Origin of the sequence: Achromobacter sp. JUb104 (assembly GCF_024806975.1) — a bacterium.
Taxonomy (GTDB): domain Bacteria; phylum Pseudomonadota; class Gammaproteobacteria; order Burkholderiales; family Burkholderiaceae_B; genus Achromobacter; species Achromobacter spanius.
Genome location: NZ_JANUEY010000001.1, coordinates 1,375,671 through 1,392,896 on the forward strand (window position 1 = coordinate 1,375,671; position 17,226 = coordinate 1,392,896).

The following is a 17,226-nucleotide window of genomic DNA, read 5'->3' on the forward strand; positions in this document are numbered from 1 at the left end:
GAGATTCAATGGCAAGCAAGAAACCCGCAGCCAAGGGCGCCGCTGGCGCATTGCCCACTGCATACATGAACACCGACAGCGGCCCGGCCGCCGGTCCCGCTGGCAAGCCGACCGAGCCCGCGCTCAAGCGCGCGGCCGCCGTGGGCGCCACGGCTGCGTCCATGCCCCACAACGCCAACAAGGCCGCCGAATATGGTGAACAGGCCGCGCGCTGTCCTTACACCGGCGCGCAGACGACGCCGCCGGACCCCTCCGTGGGCGCAAGTTCCTTGTCGGAATCCGAGTCCACCGCCAAGACCGGAGACGCCGCCGCGCCTGGAGTCAACGAGGTGCACGGGCGCCTGTCACGGGTGCGCTCGGACGGCAGCGGCCAGCAGTTGACGACCAACCAGGGTGTGCCGGTGGCGGACAACCAGCATTCGCTCAAGGCCGGCGTGCGCGGGCCGGCGCTGCTGAAAGACTTCATCCTGCGTGAAAAAATTACGCACTTCGATCACGAGCGCATTCCCGAGCGCATCGTGCACGCGCGCGGCTCGGCCGCGCACGGTTACTTCGAGTGCTACAAGCCCTTGACCGATTTGACCGCCGCGTCCCTGTTTGCAGAAAAAGGCAAGCGCACGCCGGTGTTCGTGCGCTTTTCCACGGTGGCGGGCGAGCGGGGGTCCAAGGACACCGCGCGCGACGTGCGCGGCTTTGCCGTCAAGTTCTATACCGACGAAGGCAACTGGGACCTGGTCGGCAACAACATGCCTGTCTTCTTCATCCAGGACGCGATGAAGTTTCCGGACCTGGTGCACGCGGTAAAACCCGAGCCGCATCACGGCATGCCGCAGGCCGCGTCGGCCCACGACACGTTCTGGGACTTTGTGTCCTTGATGCCGGAGTCCACCCACATGCTGATGTGGGTGATGTCCGACCGGGGCATCCCTCGCAGCTATCGCATGATGCAGGGCTTTGGCGTGCATACCTTTCGCTTCGTCAACGCCAGCGGTGAGTCGCGCTTGGTGAAGTTCCACTGGAACCCGGTTCTGGGCACGCATTCGCAGGTGTGGGACGAAGCCGTCAAGGTATCGGGGGCCGACCCCGACTTCCACCGCCGCGATCTGTGGGAAGCCATTGACGCGGGCCACGGCCCGGAGTGGGAGCTGGGCGTGCAGATCTTTACCGAGGAAGACGCCGAGCGCTACAGCTTCGACGTGCTGGACGCCACCAAGATCGTGCCCGAGGAACTGGTGCCCATCACCCCCATCGGCCGCATGGTGCTGGACCGCAATCCCGACAACTTCTTCGCGGAAACCGAGCAAGTGGCATTCTGTACGGCGCATGTGGTGCCGGGCATCGATTTCACGAACGACCCGCTGTTGGCCGGCCGCATCCATTCGTATGTGGACACGCAGATCTCGCGCTTGGGCGGCCCGAACTTCCATGAAATTCCCATCAACGCGCCCGTGGCGCCGGTCCATAACAACCAGCGTGACGGCATGCATCGCCAAGCCATCCACCGTGGCCGCGTGGCCTACGAGCCGAACTCGCTGGCAGGCGGGTGTCCGTTCCAGGCGGGCATGCAGGGCTTTGTGCCGTTCCCCGAGCCGATCGCGGGCGATGAATTGCGTGGGCACCCCGAGAAGTTCGCCGAGCACTACAACCAGGCCGCGCTGTTCTACAACAGCCAGACTGATTGGGAAAAGCAGCACATCATCCACGCCTTTTCGTTCGAGCTGAGCAAGGTGACGGTGCCCGCGATCCGCCAACGCATGGTGGCGTCGCTGCGCAATGTGTCTGATGAGCTGGCGCAGGGCGTGGCCGACCTGCTGGGCATGGTCTTGCCCGAACCGATGCCGCGCGCGGCGGCGCAGCCGCCCAAGCCGGAAGTCGAGGTGTCACCCGCGTTGTCCCTGACTGCCAGGCCGGGCGATGGCGGTGTGGCCACGCGCAAGGTCGCCATCCTGGTCGCAGAAGGCGTGGACGGCGCGGCCGTGACGGCGGTGGCCGATGCGCTGATCCAGGCGGGCGTGGTGGTGCGCTTGGTGGGCCAACGCATTGGCCCCGTGCAGGCCGAAGGCGGCGGCATGTTCGATGCCGATGCGTCGCTGGACAATCATCCGTCCGGGCTGTTCGACGGCGCGGTGGTGCCCGGCGGCGAAGGCGCGGTGACGCGCTTGCAGGCGGATGGCCGCGCGCTGGAGTTCTTGCGCGATGCGTTCCGGCACGGCAAGACCTTGCTGGGCTTGGGCCGGGGAGGGCAGTTGTTCGGGTCGGCAGGCATTGCGCCCAACGAGGCGGACAGCGGCCTGTTGATGGGTGGCGGCGCGCCGGCAAAAAGTGCGGCGGCGTTCATCCAGGCGCTGGCCATGCATCGGCACCCTGAGCGGGAAACGCTGCCGCCGATGGTGTAGGACGGTCTGACGTAAAACGCGCTTGGCCCCGGACGTTTGTAACGCGCTGGGGCCAAGCGTTTTTTTTGGGGGGCGGTTTTGACGCGCTGCTTTTCTGCGCCTTTTTCGCCGCTTTTCTCCCGCTGTTTTCGCGCTTATTCCAGCTTGATGTCGGCCCGCTTGGCCACGTCGCCAAACGTTTTCACTTCTTTCGCGATCTGGTCCTTGAGCGCCTGGCCCGGCAAATACACGGGCTCCAGGGCCAGGTCCGACACCGCCTTGCGCACTTGCGGGTCCTGCATGATTTTTTCCACCGCGCGGTTCAGCGTATCGATGACCGACGCGGGCGTGCGCGCGGGGGCGGCCAGCGCGTACCAGCCCACGAACGACACCTGGGGAATGCCGGCTTCCGCGAAGGTGGGCACGTCCGGCAACTGCGGCATGCGGTGCTCGCCGGTAACGGCCAGCGCGCGCACCTTGCCCGCGCGCACCTGCGGCGCGGCGGACGACACGGTATCCACGCCCAGGGACACTTCGCCGCCGATCATCGCGGTGATCAATTGCGCGCTGCCCTTGTACGGCACGGGCATCATCTTCGCGCCGGCGGCCTCGGCGAACATTTCTCCGGCCAGATGCGGTGCGGAGCCCGGCCCAAAGGTGCCGTACATCAGCCCGCCCTTGCTGCTTTGCTGCTTGGCCAGCGCGGCGGCTTCCTGCACCGTGTTCGCCGCCAACCCGTTCTGCGCCAACAGCACCACCGGCGCCATGGCGACGATGCCGATGTGTTCGAAGCTACGCAACGGGTCGTAGGGCAGCGACGGTTTCAGCGCCGGCAGCACCGTGTACGTGGTGCTGCCCGACAGCAGCAAGGTGTAGCCGTCGGGTTGTGCGCGCGCCACCGCGTCGGCGCCGATCACCGTGGACGCGCCGGGGCGGTTCTCGACAATGACGGACTGGCCCAGGCTGCCCGACAGCTTGTTGGCCAAGAGTCGCGCTACCGCATCGGTGGCGCCGCCGGGCGTGAAGGGCACAACGATCTTGATCGCCTGCTCGGGGTACGCGGCGTGGGCCTCGCCCGCATAGGCGGCGACGGCAAGGTTGAACGCCATCACGGCGGCACAAAATCTAGCGGTCATTGCAACGCTCTCGGTCAGTCAAGAAGAAATCGGAATAGGGTTCAGGCCGCTGTTGCACGCGGGGTCTGGCGCAGGCTTGCGCCTTGGTCTCCCAAATCCCAGTACAGGCCCGCCATGATGGCCAGCCCTTCGCGCGCCACGCTGCCCAGCAGATGTTCATTGGGCGCGTGCTGCGCGCAGGCGGGGTAGGAATGCGGCACCCACAGCGTGGGCAGGCCCAGCAGGTCGGCAAAAATTTCATTCGGCAGCGAACCGCCCAGGTTCGGCAGCAGCGCGGGGCGCTTGCCGGTGGTGCGTTCCAGCGACGCGGCGGCCCAGCGCACCCACGCGTTGTCGGGCGATAGACGGGTTGCGCCGCCCTGCATGCCGATGCGCACTTGCACGTCTTCAAAGCCGCCTTGGCGCAGGTGTTCGCGCACATGGGCTTCCAGCGCGCGCCAATCGGTGCCGACTACAAAACGCAGTTGGCACCACGCCACGGCCTCTGGCGGAATCGCGTTCACCGGCTTGGCGGGGTCGCCCGCGCCAAAGGTCAGCACGTCCAGGCTGTTCCAGCCAAATACTCTTTCAGGTGCGGACAGGCCGGGCTCGCCCCACCAGTGGTTGATCTCGGGGTCGTCTTCGCCGCCGCCCACGTCCAGGTCGGCCAAGGCGTCGGCCACGGCGGCGGGGATGGGAGGCGGGCGCAAGCCAGGCACGGTGATGCGGCCTTGTGCGTCCACCATCGAGCCGATGGCGTGCATCAGCACGATGGCCGGGTTGGCCAGCAAGCCGCCCCAGTTGCCCGAGTGATAGCCGCGTTCGCGCGCGCGTAAGGACAGTTCAAAGTTCACCGCGCCGCGCGAGCCCATGAACAGGGTGGGGCGTGCCGCATGCAGGCGCGGGCCGTCGCTGGCGATGAAAACGTCGGCGGCCAGGGCATCGCGCTGCGCATCGCAGAACGCGGCCAAGCCGGGCGAGCCGGCTTCCTCGCCGGTTTCGATCAGCCAGGTGGCGTTAAAGCCCAGCTTGCCGCCGCGCGCCGTGATCACGTGCCGCAGGGCTTCCAGGTTGATGGAATGCTGGCCCTTGTTGTCGGCGGTGCCGCGTCCATACCAGCGGTCGCCGTCCACTTGCAGGCGCCACGGGTCGCGCCCGGCTTCCCATTTGGCGGCATTGCCGCGCACCACATCGCCATGCCCGTACATCAACACGGTCGGCAACCCTGCTTGTTCCACGCGGCGCGCAACCAGAATGGGCAGGTCGACACCGGCGGGGTTGGCATGCACCTCACAGGTGAAGCCCAACTCGGTCAGCGTCGGAATCAGGTCCTGGTTCAGGTAGGCGTGCTGGGTGGGCGCCTGGTCCGGCACCTCGCTTTCCGTGGCATAGGCGACGCGGCGCGCCAGCGTGGATTCAAGGGTGCCATTGTCGAAGGCTTCAACGGCTTGGAGGACGGCTTGTTCGCGGTTCACGGCGGCTCTCAACACGCAAGGAAGCAAAAGAAGGCACAAAGTTATTACGCATCGGTGCATGCCACAATTAGATAATTAGCACCTATGAATTGCCTTTTAGGCATGCCTTAAAAATCAGCATGATTGAGGGTCGACATGATGGGGGAGGAAACATGATTTCACTGGGCCTGCGGTATTTTCTTGAGGTCGCTCGCTGCGGCTCGATCGCGGGCGCGGCGGCGGCGCAGCATGTGGCTGCCTCCGCCGTCAGCCGTCAGATCGCCAAACTGGAAGACGGGCTGGGCATTGCCCTGTTCGAACGCCAGGCGCGCGGCATGGAACTGAGCGAAGCGGGGCGCCAGCTTGCCGCCTACGCCAATGCGGCGGCCCTGGAGGCCGAGCGCGTCACCACCGAAATCCGCCAGCGCAGCCACGTGGGCGACGTCACGATCCGGCTGGCGTGCACCGAAGGCTTCGCGCATCACTTCCTGCCGCTTTGCATGGCCGAGTTCAAGCGCATGCGGCCCGAGGCACGTTTCCATCTGCACGTGGAACGCCCGGAAGAGGTCAGCCGCCATATCCTGGAAGGCCTGGCGCAGATGGCCCTGCGCTACACCACGGCGCAGGACGACCGCCTGAAGACAGAACTGCTGACCCGCGCACCCGTCTACGCGGTGATGTGCCGCAAGCACCCGCTGGCCGGCCGCCGCAGCGTCAGCATGCGCGACCTGGTGAACTTTCCGCTGTCACTGGGCGACCAGGGCACCACGGTGCGGCAACTGTTCGACGCCGCCTGCGCCAACGCCGGCCTGCACATTGAACCGGCCTACGTGTCGAACCATTCCGCCGCGTTCCTGCCCATGCTGCCGGGCAGCCAGATCGTTGCGCTGTCCGGCTACCTGACGCTGATGGGGCAACTGGGTGTCGAAGGCGAGCTTGCGGCGGTGCCGTTCAGCAATCCGGAAATGCGGCAACGAAGCATCCAGGTCCTGACCTTGCAGGGCAGAACCCTGCCGCTGCTGGCGCGAGAGTTTTTGGCGTTCATGGCGGATCGTTTGACGGCTGCGCCGAGGTGGCCGGAGTAGCGCGCCCCACACCCCCCACCTTCAACCGCAGCCTTTCCAACGCCAAATAAACAATCGGCGTCGTATACAGCGTCAAGAACTGGCTGATCATCAGGCCGCCCACGATGGCGATGCCCAGGGGGCGGCGTAGTTCCGAGCCTTCGCCCATGCCCAGCACCAGGGGCAACGCGCCCAGCAGGCCGGCCAGGTTGGTCATGACGATGGGGCGCAGGCGCAGCATGGCGGCGCGGTGGATGGCTTGTTCGGGGGTCAGACCTTCGCGGCGTTCCAGGCTGAGGGCGAAGTCGATCATCAGGATGGCGTTCTTCATCACGATGCCCACCAGCAGGAACAGGCCCAGCAGCGCGATCAGCGTGAATTCGATGTTGGCGAGGCGCAAGGCCAGCAGCGCGCCCACGCCCGCGGACGGCAGGGTGGACAGGATGGTCAGCGGGTGCAACGGGCTTTCGTACAGAATGCCCAGCACCAGGTAGATGGCAATCAGCACGGCCAGGATCAGCCAGGGTTGGTCTTGCAGGCTTTGCTGGAAGTTGCGGGCGTCGCCGCCCAGGCGCGTCTGGATGGTGGACGGCACCATCAAGTTGGCCAGCGTGGCGTCGATGGCGGCCAGGCCCTGTTCCAGCGACACGCCGGGCGCCAGTGAAAAGCCCACGCCCACGGCGGCGAACAGGCCGTCGTGGAAGACGCGATCGTTTACCAGGCCGTTTTCATAAGTCGCGAACGCGGTCAGCGGTATGCGCGTGCCGTCGGCCGCCACCACCTGTACCTGTTCCAGCACTTCGGGGTCTTCGGTGTAGCGCGGGTCCAGCTCCAGCACCACGCGGTACTGGTTCATGGCGTCGTACATCGTCGCCACCTGCCGTTGGCTGAACGAATTGCTCAAGACGCTGCTGATCGTGTTCATGTCCACACCCAGCCGTTGCGCGGCGCTGCGGTCGATGTTGATCACGACCTGCTGCGTGGCACCATCGCCTTCGGCATCCACGTCGCGCAGTTCCGGGATCTCCTGCATGGCCTTGGAGATCTTGCGTGACCATTGCCGCAGCGTGGGCACGTCGCTGGCCATGATGGCCAATTCGTGGTCGCCGGAATTGCCGAAGCCGCCGGGCATGCGCAAGTCTTGATCGACGTTCAGGAAGAACATGCCGCCCGGCACGGCGGGGGCGTTGGTGCGCAGCCAGTTGATGACCTCGGTGGACGATTTCCCCCGTTCGGCAACGGGTTTGAGCCGAATCAAAAACAGCGAATTGCTGATGCCCAGGTTGCCGCCGTTGTAGCCGATGACGTCTTGCACGGCGGGGTGCTTCAACACCAGTTGGCGGTACTGGTCGATCTTGGGCTGCATCACCTGGAACGAAAAGCCGTCATCGCCCCGCACGAAGCCCATCAGTTGGCCGGTGTCTTGCACAGGCAGAAAGCCCTTGGGCGCGTCGATGTACAGATACACGTTCAGGCCGACCACGGCGGCCAGCAGCACCAAAGTCAGGCGCGCATGGCCCAGCACGCGGGCGAGCGACCTGCCGTACCAATCATGCACGCGCGCAAAGGCGGTCTGCATGCGGGAAGGGCGCGGTGGGGCGGCGTTGGGGGCGGTGGGGTCGGGATGCGCGGCCGGCTTCAACCAGCGCGCGCACAAGGCCGGGATGATGGCCACCGACACCACCAGCGATATCACCGTGGCCGCGACCAGCGTGATGGAGAACTCGCGGAACAGGCGTTCCACCAGCCCGCCCATGAACAGGATGGACACGAAGACGACGCTCAGCGCCACCGTCATCGCCACCAGCGTGAAGCCCACTTCGCGCACGCCGCGCATCGCGGCCTTGGTGGGCGACAGGCCGCGTTCGATGTGGCGTGAAATGTTTTCCAGCACCACGATGGCGTCGTCCACCACCAGCCCGGCGGCCACGATCAGCGCCATCAGCGACAGGTTGTTCAGCGAAAACCCCCAGGCGTGCATGACGGCGAAGGTGGCGATCAGGCACACCGGAATCGCCACGCTGGGGATGGCCGCCGCGCGCGCGTTGCCCAGGAACAGCCAGACCACCAGAATGACCAGCCCGGTCGCCAGCCCCAGCGTGATGTGGGCTTCGCGCAGGGTGGCGTTGATGCCGGGCGAGCGGTCCAGCGCCACGGTCAGGTCCACGTCGGCGGGCATCAGCGCGCGCAGGCCGGGCAGGGCGTCGTTGATGGCGCCGATGGTTTCAATGATGTTTGCGCCGGTCTGGCGGCTGATGGTCAGCACCACGGCAGGGTTCTGGTTATGAAAACCGCTGCTGTAGCGGTTTTCGACGGAATCGCTGACGCGCGCCACTTGCGACAGGCGGATCACCGCGCCGTCTTCATGGCGCACGATCAGGCTGCCGTATTCCGGGGCGGTGCGCGGTTGTTCCGGCGTGCCCACTTCCCAGCGCTGGCCGGCTGAATCCAATTGGCCCAGCGGGCGCATGGGCGCGGCATCGGCGATGGCGTTGCGCACATCGTCCAGCGCCACGCCGTAGTGCGCCAGGGCGTTGGGGTTGACCTGCACGCGCACGGCGGGCAGCGAACTGCCGCCCATTGTGACTTCGCCCACGCCGTTGATCTGCGACAGCTTTTGCGCCAGCACTGTCGACCCCAAGTCATAAAGCTGGCCGGCGGGGCGCGTGGCCGAACTGAGCGCCAGTGCCATGATGGGCGCTTGTGACGGGTTGACCTTGCGGTAGCTGGGGTTTTGCGGCATGCCCGCGGGCAGATCGCCGCGCGACGCATTGATGGCGGCTTGAACGTCGCGGGCGGCTTCGTTGATGTCGCGGTCCAGTTCAAACTGCAACTGCACGCGGGTGGCGCCCTGGTTGCTGGACGAGGTCATGGCGCTGACGCCGGCGATGCTGCCCAAGGCGCGCTCAAGCGGCGCGGCCACAGTGCTGGCCATGCTTTCCGGGCTGGCGCCGGGGAGTTCGGCGCGCACCTCAATCGTGGGGAAATCCACCTGCGGCAAGGGGGCAACGGGCAGCAGCCGCCACGCCACCGCGCCCAGCAAGGTCAGCGCCAACGCCAGGAAGATGCAGGCGATGGGGCGATGCAGCAGCGCGCGGATCATGGCTGCGGCCCGTCAGCCTTTGCCGGCGTGTTCGCCACGCCGCCGCGCCGCTGGCCCAGCCGGTGAAAGAACAGATAGACGGCGGGCGTGGTGAAGAGCGTCAGCACCTGGCTGACCAGCAGCCCGCCCACCATGACCCAGCCCAGCGGCTGGCGCAGTTCGGCGCCCGAGCCCGTGGCCAGCATCAGCGGCAGCGCGCCGAACAGCGCGGCCAGCGTCGTCATCAAGATAGGCCGCAGGCGCAGCAGCGCGGCTTCGCGGATGGCGTCTAGCGGCGCCAGGCCGCGCGAGCGCTCGGCTTCCAGCGCAAAGTCCACCATCATGATGCCGTTCTTTTTCACCAGCCCGATCAGCAGGATGATGCCGATGACGGCAATCAGGTCCAGCGGCCGTCCCGTGATCAGCAGCGCCAGCAGCGCGCCGACGGTAGCCGACGGCAGCGTCGACAGAATGGTGACGGGATGGATGGCGCTTTCATACAGCATGCCCAGCACCAGATACATCGTGACCACCGCCGCCAGCATCAGCCACAGCGTGTTGGACAGCGAGGCCTGGAACGCCGACGCCGCGCCTTGCAGGCGCAGTTCCACGCTGGGCGGCATGGCGATGTCGGCTTTGGCGGCGTCGATGGCGGCAATGGCCTCGCCCAGCGAGCCGCCGGGCGGCAGGTTGAACGACAGGTTCACTGCCGGAAACTGCGACAGATGGTTGATGGCCAACGGCACGGCGCGTTCGCTGACGGTGGCCAGGGCCGACAGCGGAATCGCCTGCCCGTCTTCGGTTTGAAGGTGGATACGTTCCAGCGCGTCGGGGCTGAGCGCCAGCTTGCGGTCCACTTCCAGCACCACGCGGTACTGGTTCGACTGCGTGAACAGCGTGGCCACCTGGCGCTGGCCAAAGGCGTTGTATAGCGCCTGCACCACATCGTCCATCGTCACGCCCAGGCGCGCCGCCGTGTCGCGCGACACTTGCAGATAGGCTTGGCGGCCATTGCCTTGCAGGTCGGACGAGACCTCGGCCAACGCGGGGGATTGGGCCAGCCGCTGCATCAGCGCCTGGCTCCATTGCGCCAGCAGCGCGCTATCGGGCGAGGTCAGGGTGAATTGATATTGGCCACGGCTGACGCGGTCTTCGATGTTCAGTTCCTGCACCGGCTGCAAGAACAGCGAGATGCCGTGGACCTGTCGGGCGCGTTCGTCCAGCCGCGCCATTACGTCGGCCAGCGGCGCGCTGCGCTCGCCCCAGGGCTTCAGGTTGATCAGCAAACGGCCCGTGTTCAGCGTGGTGTTCATGGCGTCGATGCCGATGAAGGACGACAGGCTTTGCACGTCCGGGTCGGCCAGCAGGCTTTCCGCCACGGCTTGCTGGCGGCGCGACATGGCCTCGAACGAGGTGCTTTGCGCCGACTGCGTCACGCCTTGCAGCACGCCGCCGTCCTGCACCGGAAAGAAGCCCTTGGGCACGGCCAGGTACAGCAGCCCGGTCAACACCACGGTAGCCACCATGACCAGCAGCGTCAGGCGCTGGTGGCGCAGCGTTACGTCCAGCCAACCCGCGTAGCGCGCCTGAACGCGATCCAGAAAGCCGGGTTTGCCGGAGGCCACATGCGCGGGCAACAGGCGCGCGCACATCATCGGCGTAAGCGTCAGCGACACCGCCAGCGATATCAGGATGGCCACCGCCAGCGTGATGGCGAATTCGCGGAACAAGCGGCCCACTACGTCTTCCATGAACAGCAGCGGGATCAGCACGGCAATCAAGGACAAGGTCAGCGACACCAGCGTGAAGCCGATCTGCCCAGCGCCTTTCAGCGCGGCGGCCATCGGGCTGTGCCCCCGTTCGCGATACCGCGCAATGTTCTCCAGCATGACGATGGCGTCGTCCACCACGAAGCCCGCGCCAATGGTCAGCGCCATCAAGGTCAGGTTGTTGGTGGAAAAGCCCGCCAGGTGCATGAAGCCGAAGGTGCCGATCAAGGACAGCGGCACGGCCAGGCTGGGAATCAGCGTGGCGGGCAGGTTGCGCAGGAACAGAAAGGTGACCAGCACCACCAGCCCCACGGCGAACACCAGTTCCCATTGCACGCCACGCACCGACGCACGAATGCTCTCGGTGCGGTCGGTCAGGATGCGGACCTGCGCGGCGGCCGGCAGGCTGGCGGTCAGCTGGGGCAGCAAGGCTTTTACCTGGTCCGCCACGGCGATCACGTTGGCGCCCGGCTGGCGCTGGATGTTGACCAGCACGGCGGGCTGCTTGTCGACCCAGGCGGCCAGGTAGCGGTCTTCGGCGCCGTCTTCAATGGTGGCGACCTGGCCCAGCCGCACCGGCGCGCCGTTCTTCCAGGCCACGATCAGCTCGCGGTATTCGTCGGCGCTTTGCAGTTGGTCGTTCGCATCCATGATGACCGAGCGTACCGGCCCGTCGAAGCTGCCCTTGGGCTGGTTCGAGTTCGCCTTGGCGATGGCGTCCTGCACGTCGGACAATTGCAGCCCGCGCGCCGCCAGCGCCATCGGGTTGACCTGCACGCGCACGGCGGGCCGCTGGCCGCCGGCCAGACTCACCATGCCCACGCCGGACAACTGCGACAGGCGCTGCGTCATGCGGGTGTCGACCAGGTCGTACACCGTGGGCAGCGGCAACGAATCAGAGGTGACCGCCAGCGTCAGGATGGGCACGTCGGCCGGGTTGACCTTGCGGTACACGGGCGGGGTGGGCAGGTCGGAGGGCAGCAGCGAGCCGCTGGCGCTGATGGCCGCCTGCACTTCCTGCTCGGCCACGCCCAGCGAGACATCCAGCGAAAACTGCAAGGTGATCACCGAGATGCCGCTGCCGCTGGTGGACGACATCTGCTTCAAGCCCGGTATCTGCCCAAAGCGGCGCTCCAGCGGCGCCGTGACCGCGCGCGCCGTCACGGTGGGACTGGCCCCGGGATACTGCGTGGTGACCTGAATGATGGGGTAGTCCACCTGCGGCAGCGCGGCCACGGGCAGCATGCGCCACGCCAGGATGCCCGACAGCAGCAGGGCGATCATCAGGAAGGACGTCGCCACCGGACGCAGAATGAAGGGGCGTGACAGGCTCATGCGCGGTTCAAGTCAGGGGTTCTACGATCTGGACGTTGCGGCCGTCATGCAGGCGGTCCACGCCTTCGACGACAACGCGCTCGGCCGGGGCCAGGCCCGCTTCCACGACGATCTGGCCGGCGTTGGCCGGACCCAGTTGCAGCACGCGGCGGGTGGCGCGGGCGTCGTCGCCGATGACGAAGACAAACGCACCTTCCGACCCGTACTGCACGGCGGCCGACGGGATGGTGACCACGTTGTCCTGCTGCACCACGGCCAGGCGGATGTTCACGAACTGATTGGGAAACAGGGATTCGTCGGCGTTGTCGAAGCGGGCGCGCAAGCGCACGGTGCCGCTGCCGGTCTGGATGCGGTTGTCCAGCGCTTCCAGCGTGCCTTCGGCCAGGATGCGGCGGTCGTCGGCGTCCCAGGCTTGCACGCGCAGCTCGGCGGTCTTGGCCTGCGCCTGGCGCAGCACGTCCAGCCGCGTTTCCGAAATGCTGAAGAGGGCGGATATGGGCGTGGTCTGCACCAGCGTGGTCAGCCCGTTGGCGTCATCGGCTCGCACGTGGTTGCCGGCGTCGACCCGGCGCAAGCCGATGCGTCCGTCCTGCGGAGCAACGATGCGGGTCAAGCCAAGCAACCGCTTGGCGTCGGCGACCCGCGCGCGGTTCAGTTCGCGTTGCGCGGTGTAGGCGCGCACCTGGGCTTCGGCGGTGTCCAGTTGCTGCCCCGCCACCGATTCCTGGCGCGCCAGCTTGCGGTAGCGCTGCAGGTCGGCCTGGGCGTTGTCCAGCAGCGCCTGGGTGCGGGCCAGCTCGCCTTCGGCCGACGCCAGCGCGGTCTGATAGGGGCGGGCGTCAATCTCGGCCAGCAGTTGGCCACGTGCCACGGCCTGGCCTTCGGTGTAATGCACGCGCATCAGTTCGCCGTCGACCTGGCTGCGCAGCACCACCTGGGACAGAGGCGTGATGGTGCCCAAGGCATGCAGGTCGCGTTGCAGCGGACCGACGCGGGCAGGCGCCACGCTGACGGCAACGGGAAGCTGCCCATACTGGGGAGGCGGTGGAGTGCGGGGGCCACTGTCTCTCGCCAGCCAATAACCGATGCCGACCAGCACGGCCAGCAACAGGGCGGCGGCGGTCAGGATCAATCGTTTGCGTGAGGGGGCAGGGCCCGCAATGGGGGGCAGAGACATCGGGGCTGCCAATCTGGGGTGTTGCGGACAGCGGTGATTCTATATTAATAATAATGATTAGCGTTATTGACTTCGAATTTCAAGAGGGGTTTGCGCGAATGGTTTAGAGTGGCGGCTACTTTCATCAGCCGGTTTGCAAGGAGCAGGTCATGGGCGAGCATTCTCTAGAAACCCCGCGTCAGTTATTCGAGCGTCTACAAGCCCGGCTTGAGACGGAACAGGCCCGCTTGCAGCAGTGGCACGCGGTGGAAGACGAGTACCGGCGCAAGTACACCGAAGGCCTTGCGCCGCTTGAAAAAAAGCTGCACGAACTGCGCATGAAGCTGGTGCTGTGCTTTGACCACGCGCACAAGAACATGGGCTTGTCCAAGGCCGAACGCGAGTTCGTGTCGGAACTGATCACCGAGTTTTCGGCGGAACTGCTGCTGCTGGACGCCAAGGGCGAGCTGCCGGCCGGTTGCGATGCCGAGCGCCTGAAGACCCTATATAAGAAGCACAACGGCGCCGACTACGACGAGGCCGCCGCTGATGAAACCGAAGATGCCAAGGCCGAACTGATCGAGGCGCTGGAGCTGGACCCGGACACCGATCTGTCCACGTTCACGCCCACCCAGCTGCTGCGTATCATCCAAGACCAATTCGAGGACGACGAGGCCGAAGAACTGCTGGCCCTGGCCCGCGCCGCGCTGCGCAACACGACTCCGAACGCGGTCGCCTGGCAGTCGATGCAGGACGAAGAACAGGCGCGTCGCCAGCAAGGCACGCCGGACCTGGCGCCGGTGGGCGAGGTGGCCGATGACGGCCTGCCCGCCGCGAACGCCACGCTGCAAGCCCAACTGGACGAAGTGCTGCACCAGGCCAGCTATGCGGAAGAGGGTTTCAAGCTGCGCTACGACCTGGACCCCTTCGCGTCGTTCGACCCGGAGACGGTGCTGGAAGAGTTGGACGCCGACATTGAAGACATCCAGGAATACATCGGCGAGCTCGAGCACGAGGTCATGCAGTTTGCCGACGAGGCATCGCTCAAGTCCTGGCTCAAGGCGATGCGCCGCGAAGTCGCGGCGATTGAGCGCCGGGAAGGTCGAAACTAAGACCGGGTCCGCGCCACCGCTTCCACGCGGATGACCGGCGCTGCCGTCTTGGCGGCGTCGGCGCGCGGGCGAATCATCAGCGGAAAAAAGCGCCACAGGTACAAGCCCAGCGCCAGCACCCAGGCGAGCGTGGCGGCATGCAGCAAGCCGGTGGAGGCGGCGGTCGGCAACAAGGCGGCCAGCCGCAGCAGCGCCGCCAGAATCATCAGGACAAAACTGGCGACCATGGCGCGGTCGGTCTGCAACGGCCGCCCCAGGTGGCCCAGCGCCGTGCGCGTCACCATGCCCAGGATCAGTACCGAAAAGCCGGCTACCCCGATGACGTGGGCGGGCCAGGCGGGCCGGATCACGATCCCCATCCAGGGGCTGTCTACCGGATTAACCAAAGGAATGGCCAAGGGATTGGTCAAGGGCATGGCTAAAGGACTAGCCAAATACGCCGCACCCACCAGCAGGCCGACGCCCAAGCCGAAATACCCCGCATACAGCACCCACAGCAGCGGCACGCGCCGCACGGCCCAAGGTTTCCACGACAGCCATTGCACCAGCGCGATCAGCCCGGTTGCGGCTAGCGCCGCCGCGGCCAGATTCGGCAGGCCGGCCAGCAGGCAGGCAATCGCGGCCAGGCCGGTTGCCAGTTGCCAATGGCCGCTGCGTGTGTGCGCGGGAATGTTCAGGCCAGCCACGGCGCGTTGGGCGAAAAACGGCAGCACGCGGCGGGCGATCAAGAGCGTCAGCACTGCCATGCACAGCAGGCCCGCATTGAAGTAACGCATCAGCGCCATGTAGTCGCCTTGAACGGCGGCCCATAAATACAGCACATGGGTGGTGGCCAGCCCCAGCAGCAGTACCGGTACGCCCGCATTGCGGCGGTTGCGGCTCAGCCAGACGACGCGCGCCAAGGCGGCGGCGCCCCACACGAAAAAGCCCGTGTCCGCCAGGCCGGCAATCAAGAACGCAGGCTGGCCCGGCACCAGATACGCCACGCGCGCCACCAGCCAAAGCAGGCACAGCATGGCCAAGGCGTTGCCGCGCAGCGGATTCTTGCCGGTCCAGTTGGCGCCGGCAGTCAGCAGAAAGCCCACTGCAATGGTGGCCACAAAACCCCACAGCATTTCGTGCGCATGCCAGAACACGCCGCCCAACACGCCGGTGATGCGCGCGGGGGCGTGCACCCACAGCCATACGGACGCCAGCGCCCAGAAGCAGCCCGCCAGGTACAGCGGCCTGAATCCCATTTCAGTGAAGGCGCGCCATTGCGGACGAGGGCGGCGCGGGGCCGGGGCGGACGGGGCGATGGTTGGCAGTGGAGGCATGGCGGCGTTGAACGCTCTAAGATGACTTTAAGATGTATTGAAAATGCATATTAAACCTGACCCGGGCGGACGACCAAGCTCCACGCTTGATCCAGCGCAAACGCAAGGCAGTCCTGTCCTGGATACCCCCGGGGCCGCCTCCCGAAAGCGGGCAGATGGCCAGAACGCCGAGTCTTTGCTGGCATACTCGCCGCGGGCGGACGCGCGTTTGCCCGATACGCTTTTGTCCCGGAAAGTCCCTTGTTATCGGAGCATGCATGAGCCCAGTTTTTGGTATCGCCGGCCGGTCCGGCAGCGGCAAGACGACCCTGATCGAGGCGATGCTGCCCCTGCTCGCGGCGCGCGGCCTGCGCGTCAATGTCATCAAGCACAGCCACCACGATTTTCAGATGGAGCCGCCGGGCAAGGACAGCGCGCGCTTCCGGCTGGCGGGCGCGCAGGAAGTGATGGTGGCATCGCCGTTCCGCTACGCCATCGTGCATGAACTGCGCGACACACCCGAGCCGACGCTGGAAGAACAAGTGGCGCGGTTGTCGCCTGCTGACCTGGTGCTGGTGGAAGGCTTCAAGCATGCGGCGATTGCGCGCATCGAGGTGTACCGCCCGGCGCTGGGCAAGCCGCCGCTGCATGCGGAAGACAGCGGCTTTCTGGCGGTGGTGACTGATGCGCCGTTGGACACCGACTTGCCTTGTCTGCCCTTGAATGATCCCGCGCGCGTGGTGGATTTTCTGTGTGACGCGCTTGGGGTGGGCTGAAAGCGCGCCGCGCAGAATGCAGGTCTGATACTTCGATAACGAATGACAATAGCGTCATTAAATAATGACGCCGCTGAAATATCAGACTTAAGACGAAAACCGATACTAGTACGACAATAAAACCTCGGTTTTTGCATTTTCAGATAAATAAGATTTCAAGCGCTTCGCGTGCCGAATCCTTTTCGGTATCGCGTTGCGGCGTGCTGGAATAAGCGTGCTTGTCGCTCCGCCTTGTGGCGCTACAGCGATGCACCACAACACTCTCTCGATTATCTCCAGGCCCTTGCGCGTCCGCGTGCAGGGGCTCTTTTTTCCATGGGCGCTCCGTGCGCTTCACTGCAATTCAGTTCAGTCATCTGATTAATCAGACGACATTCATACTGGGTTTCACGGGATTGCGACAAAACACATTTCGGAATAATCGCATTCACTAGGATTCCTGACACAAATGTCTGAATTTGATGGGAAAAAGTCCTCTGATTCTTACTAAACGGAATCAGCGTCGCATGACTGGTTGCGGGTTGAAAAATTCGTCAATGGAGAGTGGCCGTGAATAAAATCTATAACCTCGTGTGGAGCCGGATTACCGGTGCGTGGGTAGCTGTGTCTGAATTGACGAAAACTCGCGGGAAATCCAATCGAGGGGCGCGGCAAGCCGCGTTGCGCAGGGCCGGGGGAATCGCGGCGCCATTG

At 65.6% G+C, this 17,226-nt stretch carries 10 protein-coding genes and 1 pseudogene; 5 read left to right on the top strand and 6 right to left on the bottom strand.

Translation table 11 applies throughout. The features are described from left to right. The first annotated feature begins 8 nt into the window (after window positions 1-8). Window positions 9-2,396 carry a catalase gene (locus M2361_RS06350; RefSeq protein ID WP_259247115.1) on the top strand — a complete coding sequence of 796 codons (2,388 nt, stop codon included), beginning with the start codon at window positions 9-11 and terminating at the stop codon, window positions 2,394-2,396. Window positions 2,397-2,530: 134 nt separating this feature from the next. Here the strand turns inward: M2361_RS06350 and M2361_RS06355 are convergent, their stop codons facing one another. Together M2361_RS06355 and M2361_RS06360 are read right to left on the bottom strand one after the other, a co-directional pair. Beyond that, entirely contained in the window at window positions 2,531-3,511 is a 981-nt protein-coding gene (locus M2361_RS06355) for a tripartite tricarboxylate transporter substrate binding protein (protein WP_259247117.1), read from the bottom strand. A gap of 41 nt (window positions 3,512-3,552) precedes the next feature. Then, entirely contained in the window at window positions 3,553-4,965 is a 1,413-nt protein-coding gene (locus M2361_RS06360; RefSeq protein WP_259247119.1) for a M20 family metallopeptidase, read from the bottom strand. Window positions 4,966-5,117: 152 nt separating this feature from the next. On the opposite strand from M2361_RS06360, the gene M2361_RS06365 reads away from it, so the two are divergent. Next, entirely contained in the window at window positions 5,118-6,029 is a 912-nt protein-coding gene (locus M2361_RS06365) for a LysR family transcriptional regulator (RefSeq protein ID WP_259247121.1), read from the top strand. On the opposite strand, the gene M2361_RS06370 is transcribed toward M2361_RS06365, so the two are convergent. Genes M2361_RS06370 through M2361_RS06380 form a run of 3 tightly spaced genes read right to left on the bottom strand, consistent with a single transcriptional unit; the run spans window position 5,986 to window position 13,371 of the window. Continuing rightward, window positions 5,986-9,111, bottom strand: a complete 3,126-nt coding sequence (locus M2361_RS06370) for an efflux RND transporter permease subunit (RefSeq protein ID WP_259247130.1) — start codon at window positions 9,109-9,111, stop codon at window positions 5,986-5,988. The genes M2361_RS06365 and M2361_RS06370 overlap by 44 nt on opposite strands. Beyond that, a complete protein-coding gene (locus M2361_RS06375) occupies window positions 9,108-12,194 on the bottom strand; it encodes a multidrug efflux RND transporter permease subunit (RefSeq protein WP_259247131.1) in 3,087 nt (1,028 codons plus the stop codon). The genes M2361_RS06370 and M2361_RS06375 overlap by 4 nt, the downstream gene beginning before the upstream one ends. Before the next feature lie 7 nt (window positions 12,195-12,201). Continuing rightward, window positions 12,202-13,371 carry an efflux RND transporter periplasmic adaptor subunit gene (locus M2361_RS06380; RefSeq protein WP_259247132.1) on the bottom strand — a complete coding sequence of 390 codons (1,170 nt, stop codon included), beginning with the start codon at window positions 13,369-13,371 and terminating at the stop codon, window positions 12,202-12,204. Between the two features lie 149 nt (window positions 13,372-13,520). On the opposite strand from M2361_RS06380, the gene M2361_RS06385 reads away from it, so the two are divergent. Continuing rightward, complete coding sequence (locus tag M2361_RS06385; RefSeq protein WP_259247133.1) at window positions 13,521-14,462, top strand: molecular chaperone DnaJ; 942 nt, start codon at window positions 13,521-13,523, stop codon at window positions 14,460-14,462. Here M2361_RS06385 and M2361_RS06390 read toward each other — a convergent pair. After that, window positions 14,459-15,778 carry an NnrS family protein gene (locus M2361_RS06390; protein ID WP_259247134.1) on the bottom strand — a complete coding sequence of 440 codons (1,320 nt, stop codon included), beginning with the start codon at window positions 15,776-15,778 and terminating at the stop codon, window positions 14,459-14,461. The genes M2361_RS06385 and M2361_RS06390 overlap by 4 nt on opposite strands. Window positions 15,779-16,035: 257 nt before the next feature. Between M2361_RS06390 and mobB the strand changes: the two genes are divergently transcribed. After that, window positions 16,036-16,533, top strand: coding sequence for a molybdopterin-guanine dinucleotide biosynthesis protein B (mobB, locus tag M2361_RS06395; protein ID WP_259247135.1), 498 nt, complete (start codon window positions 16,036-16,038; stop codon window positions 16,531-16,533). Between the two features lie 549 nt (window positions 16,534-17,082). Continuing rightward, window positions 17,083-17,211: pseudogene (locus tag M2361_RS29045) on the top strand (ESPR domain-containing protein); the annotation flags it as partial. Between the last annotated feature and the right edge of the window lie 15 nt (window positions 17,212-17,226).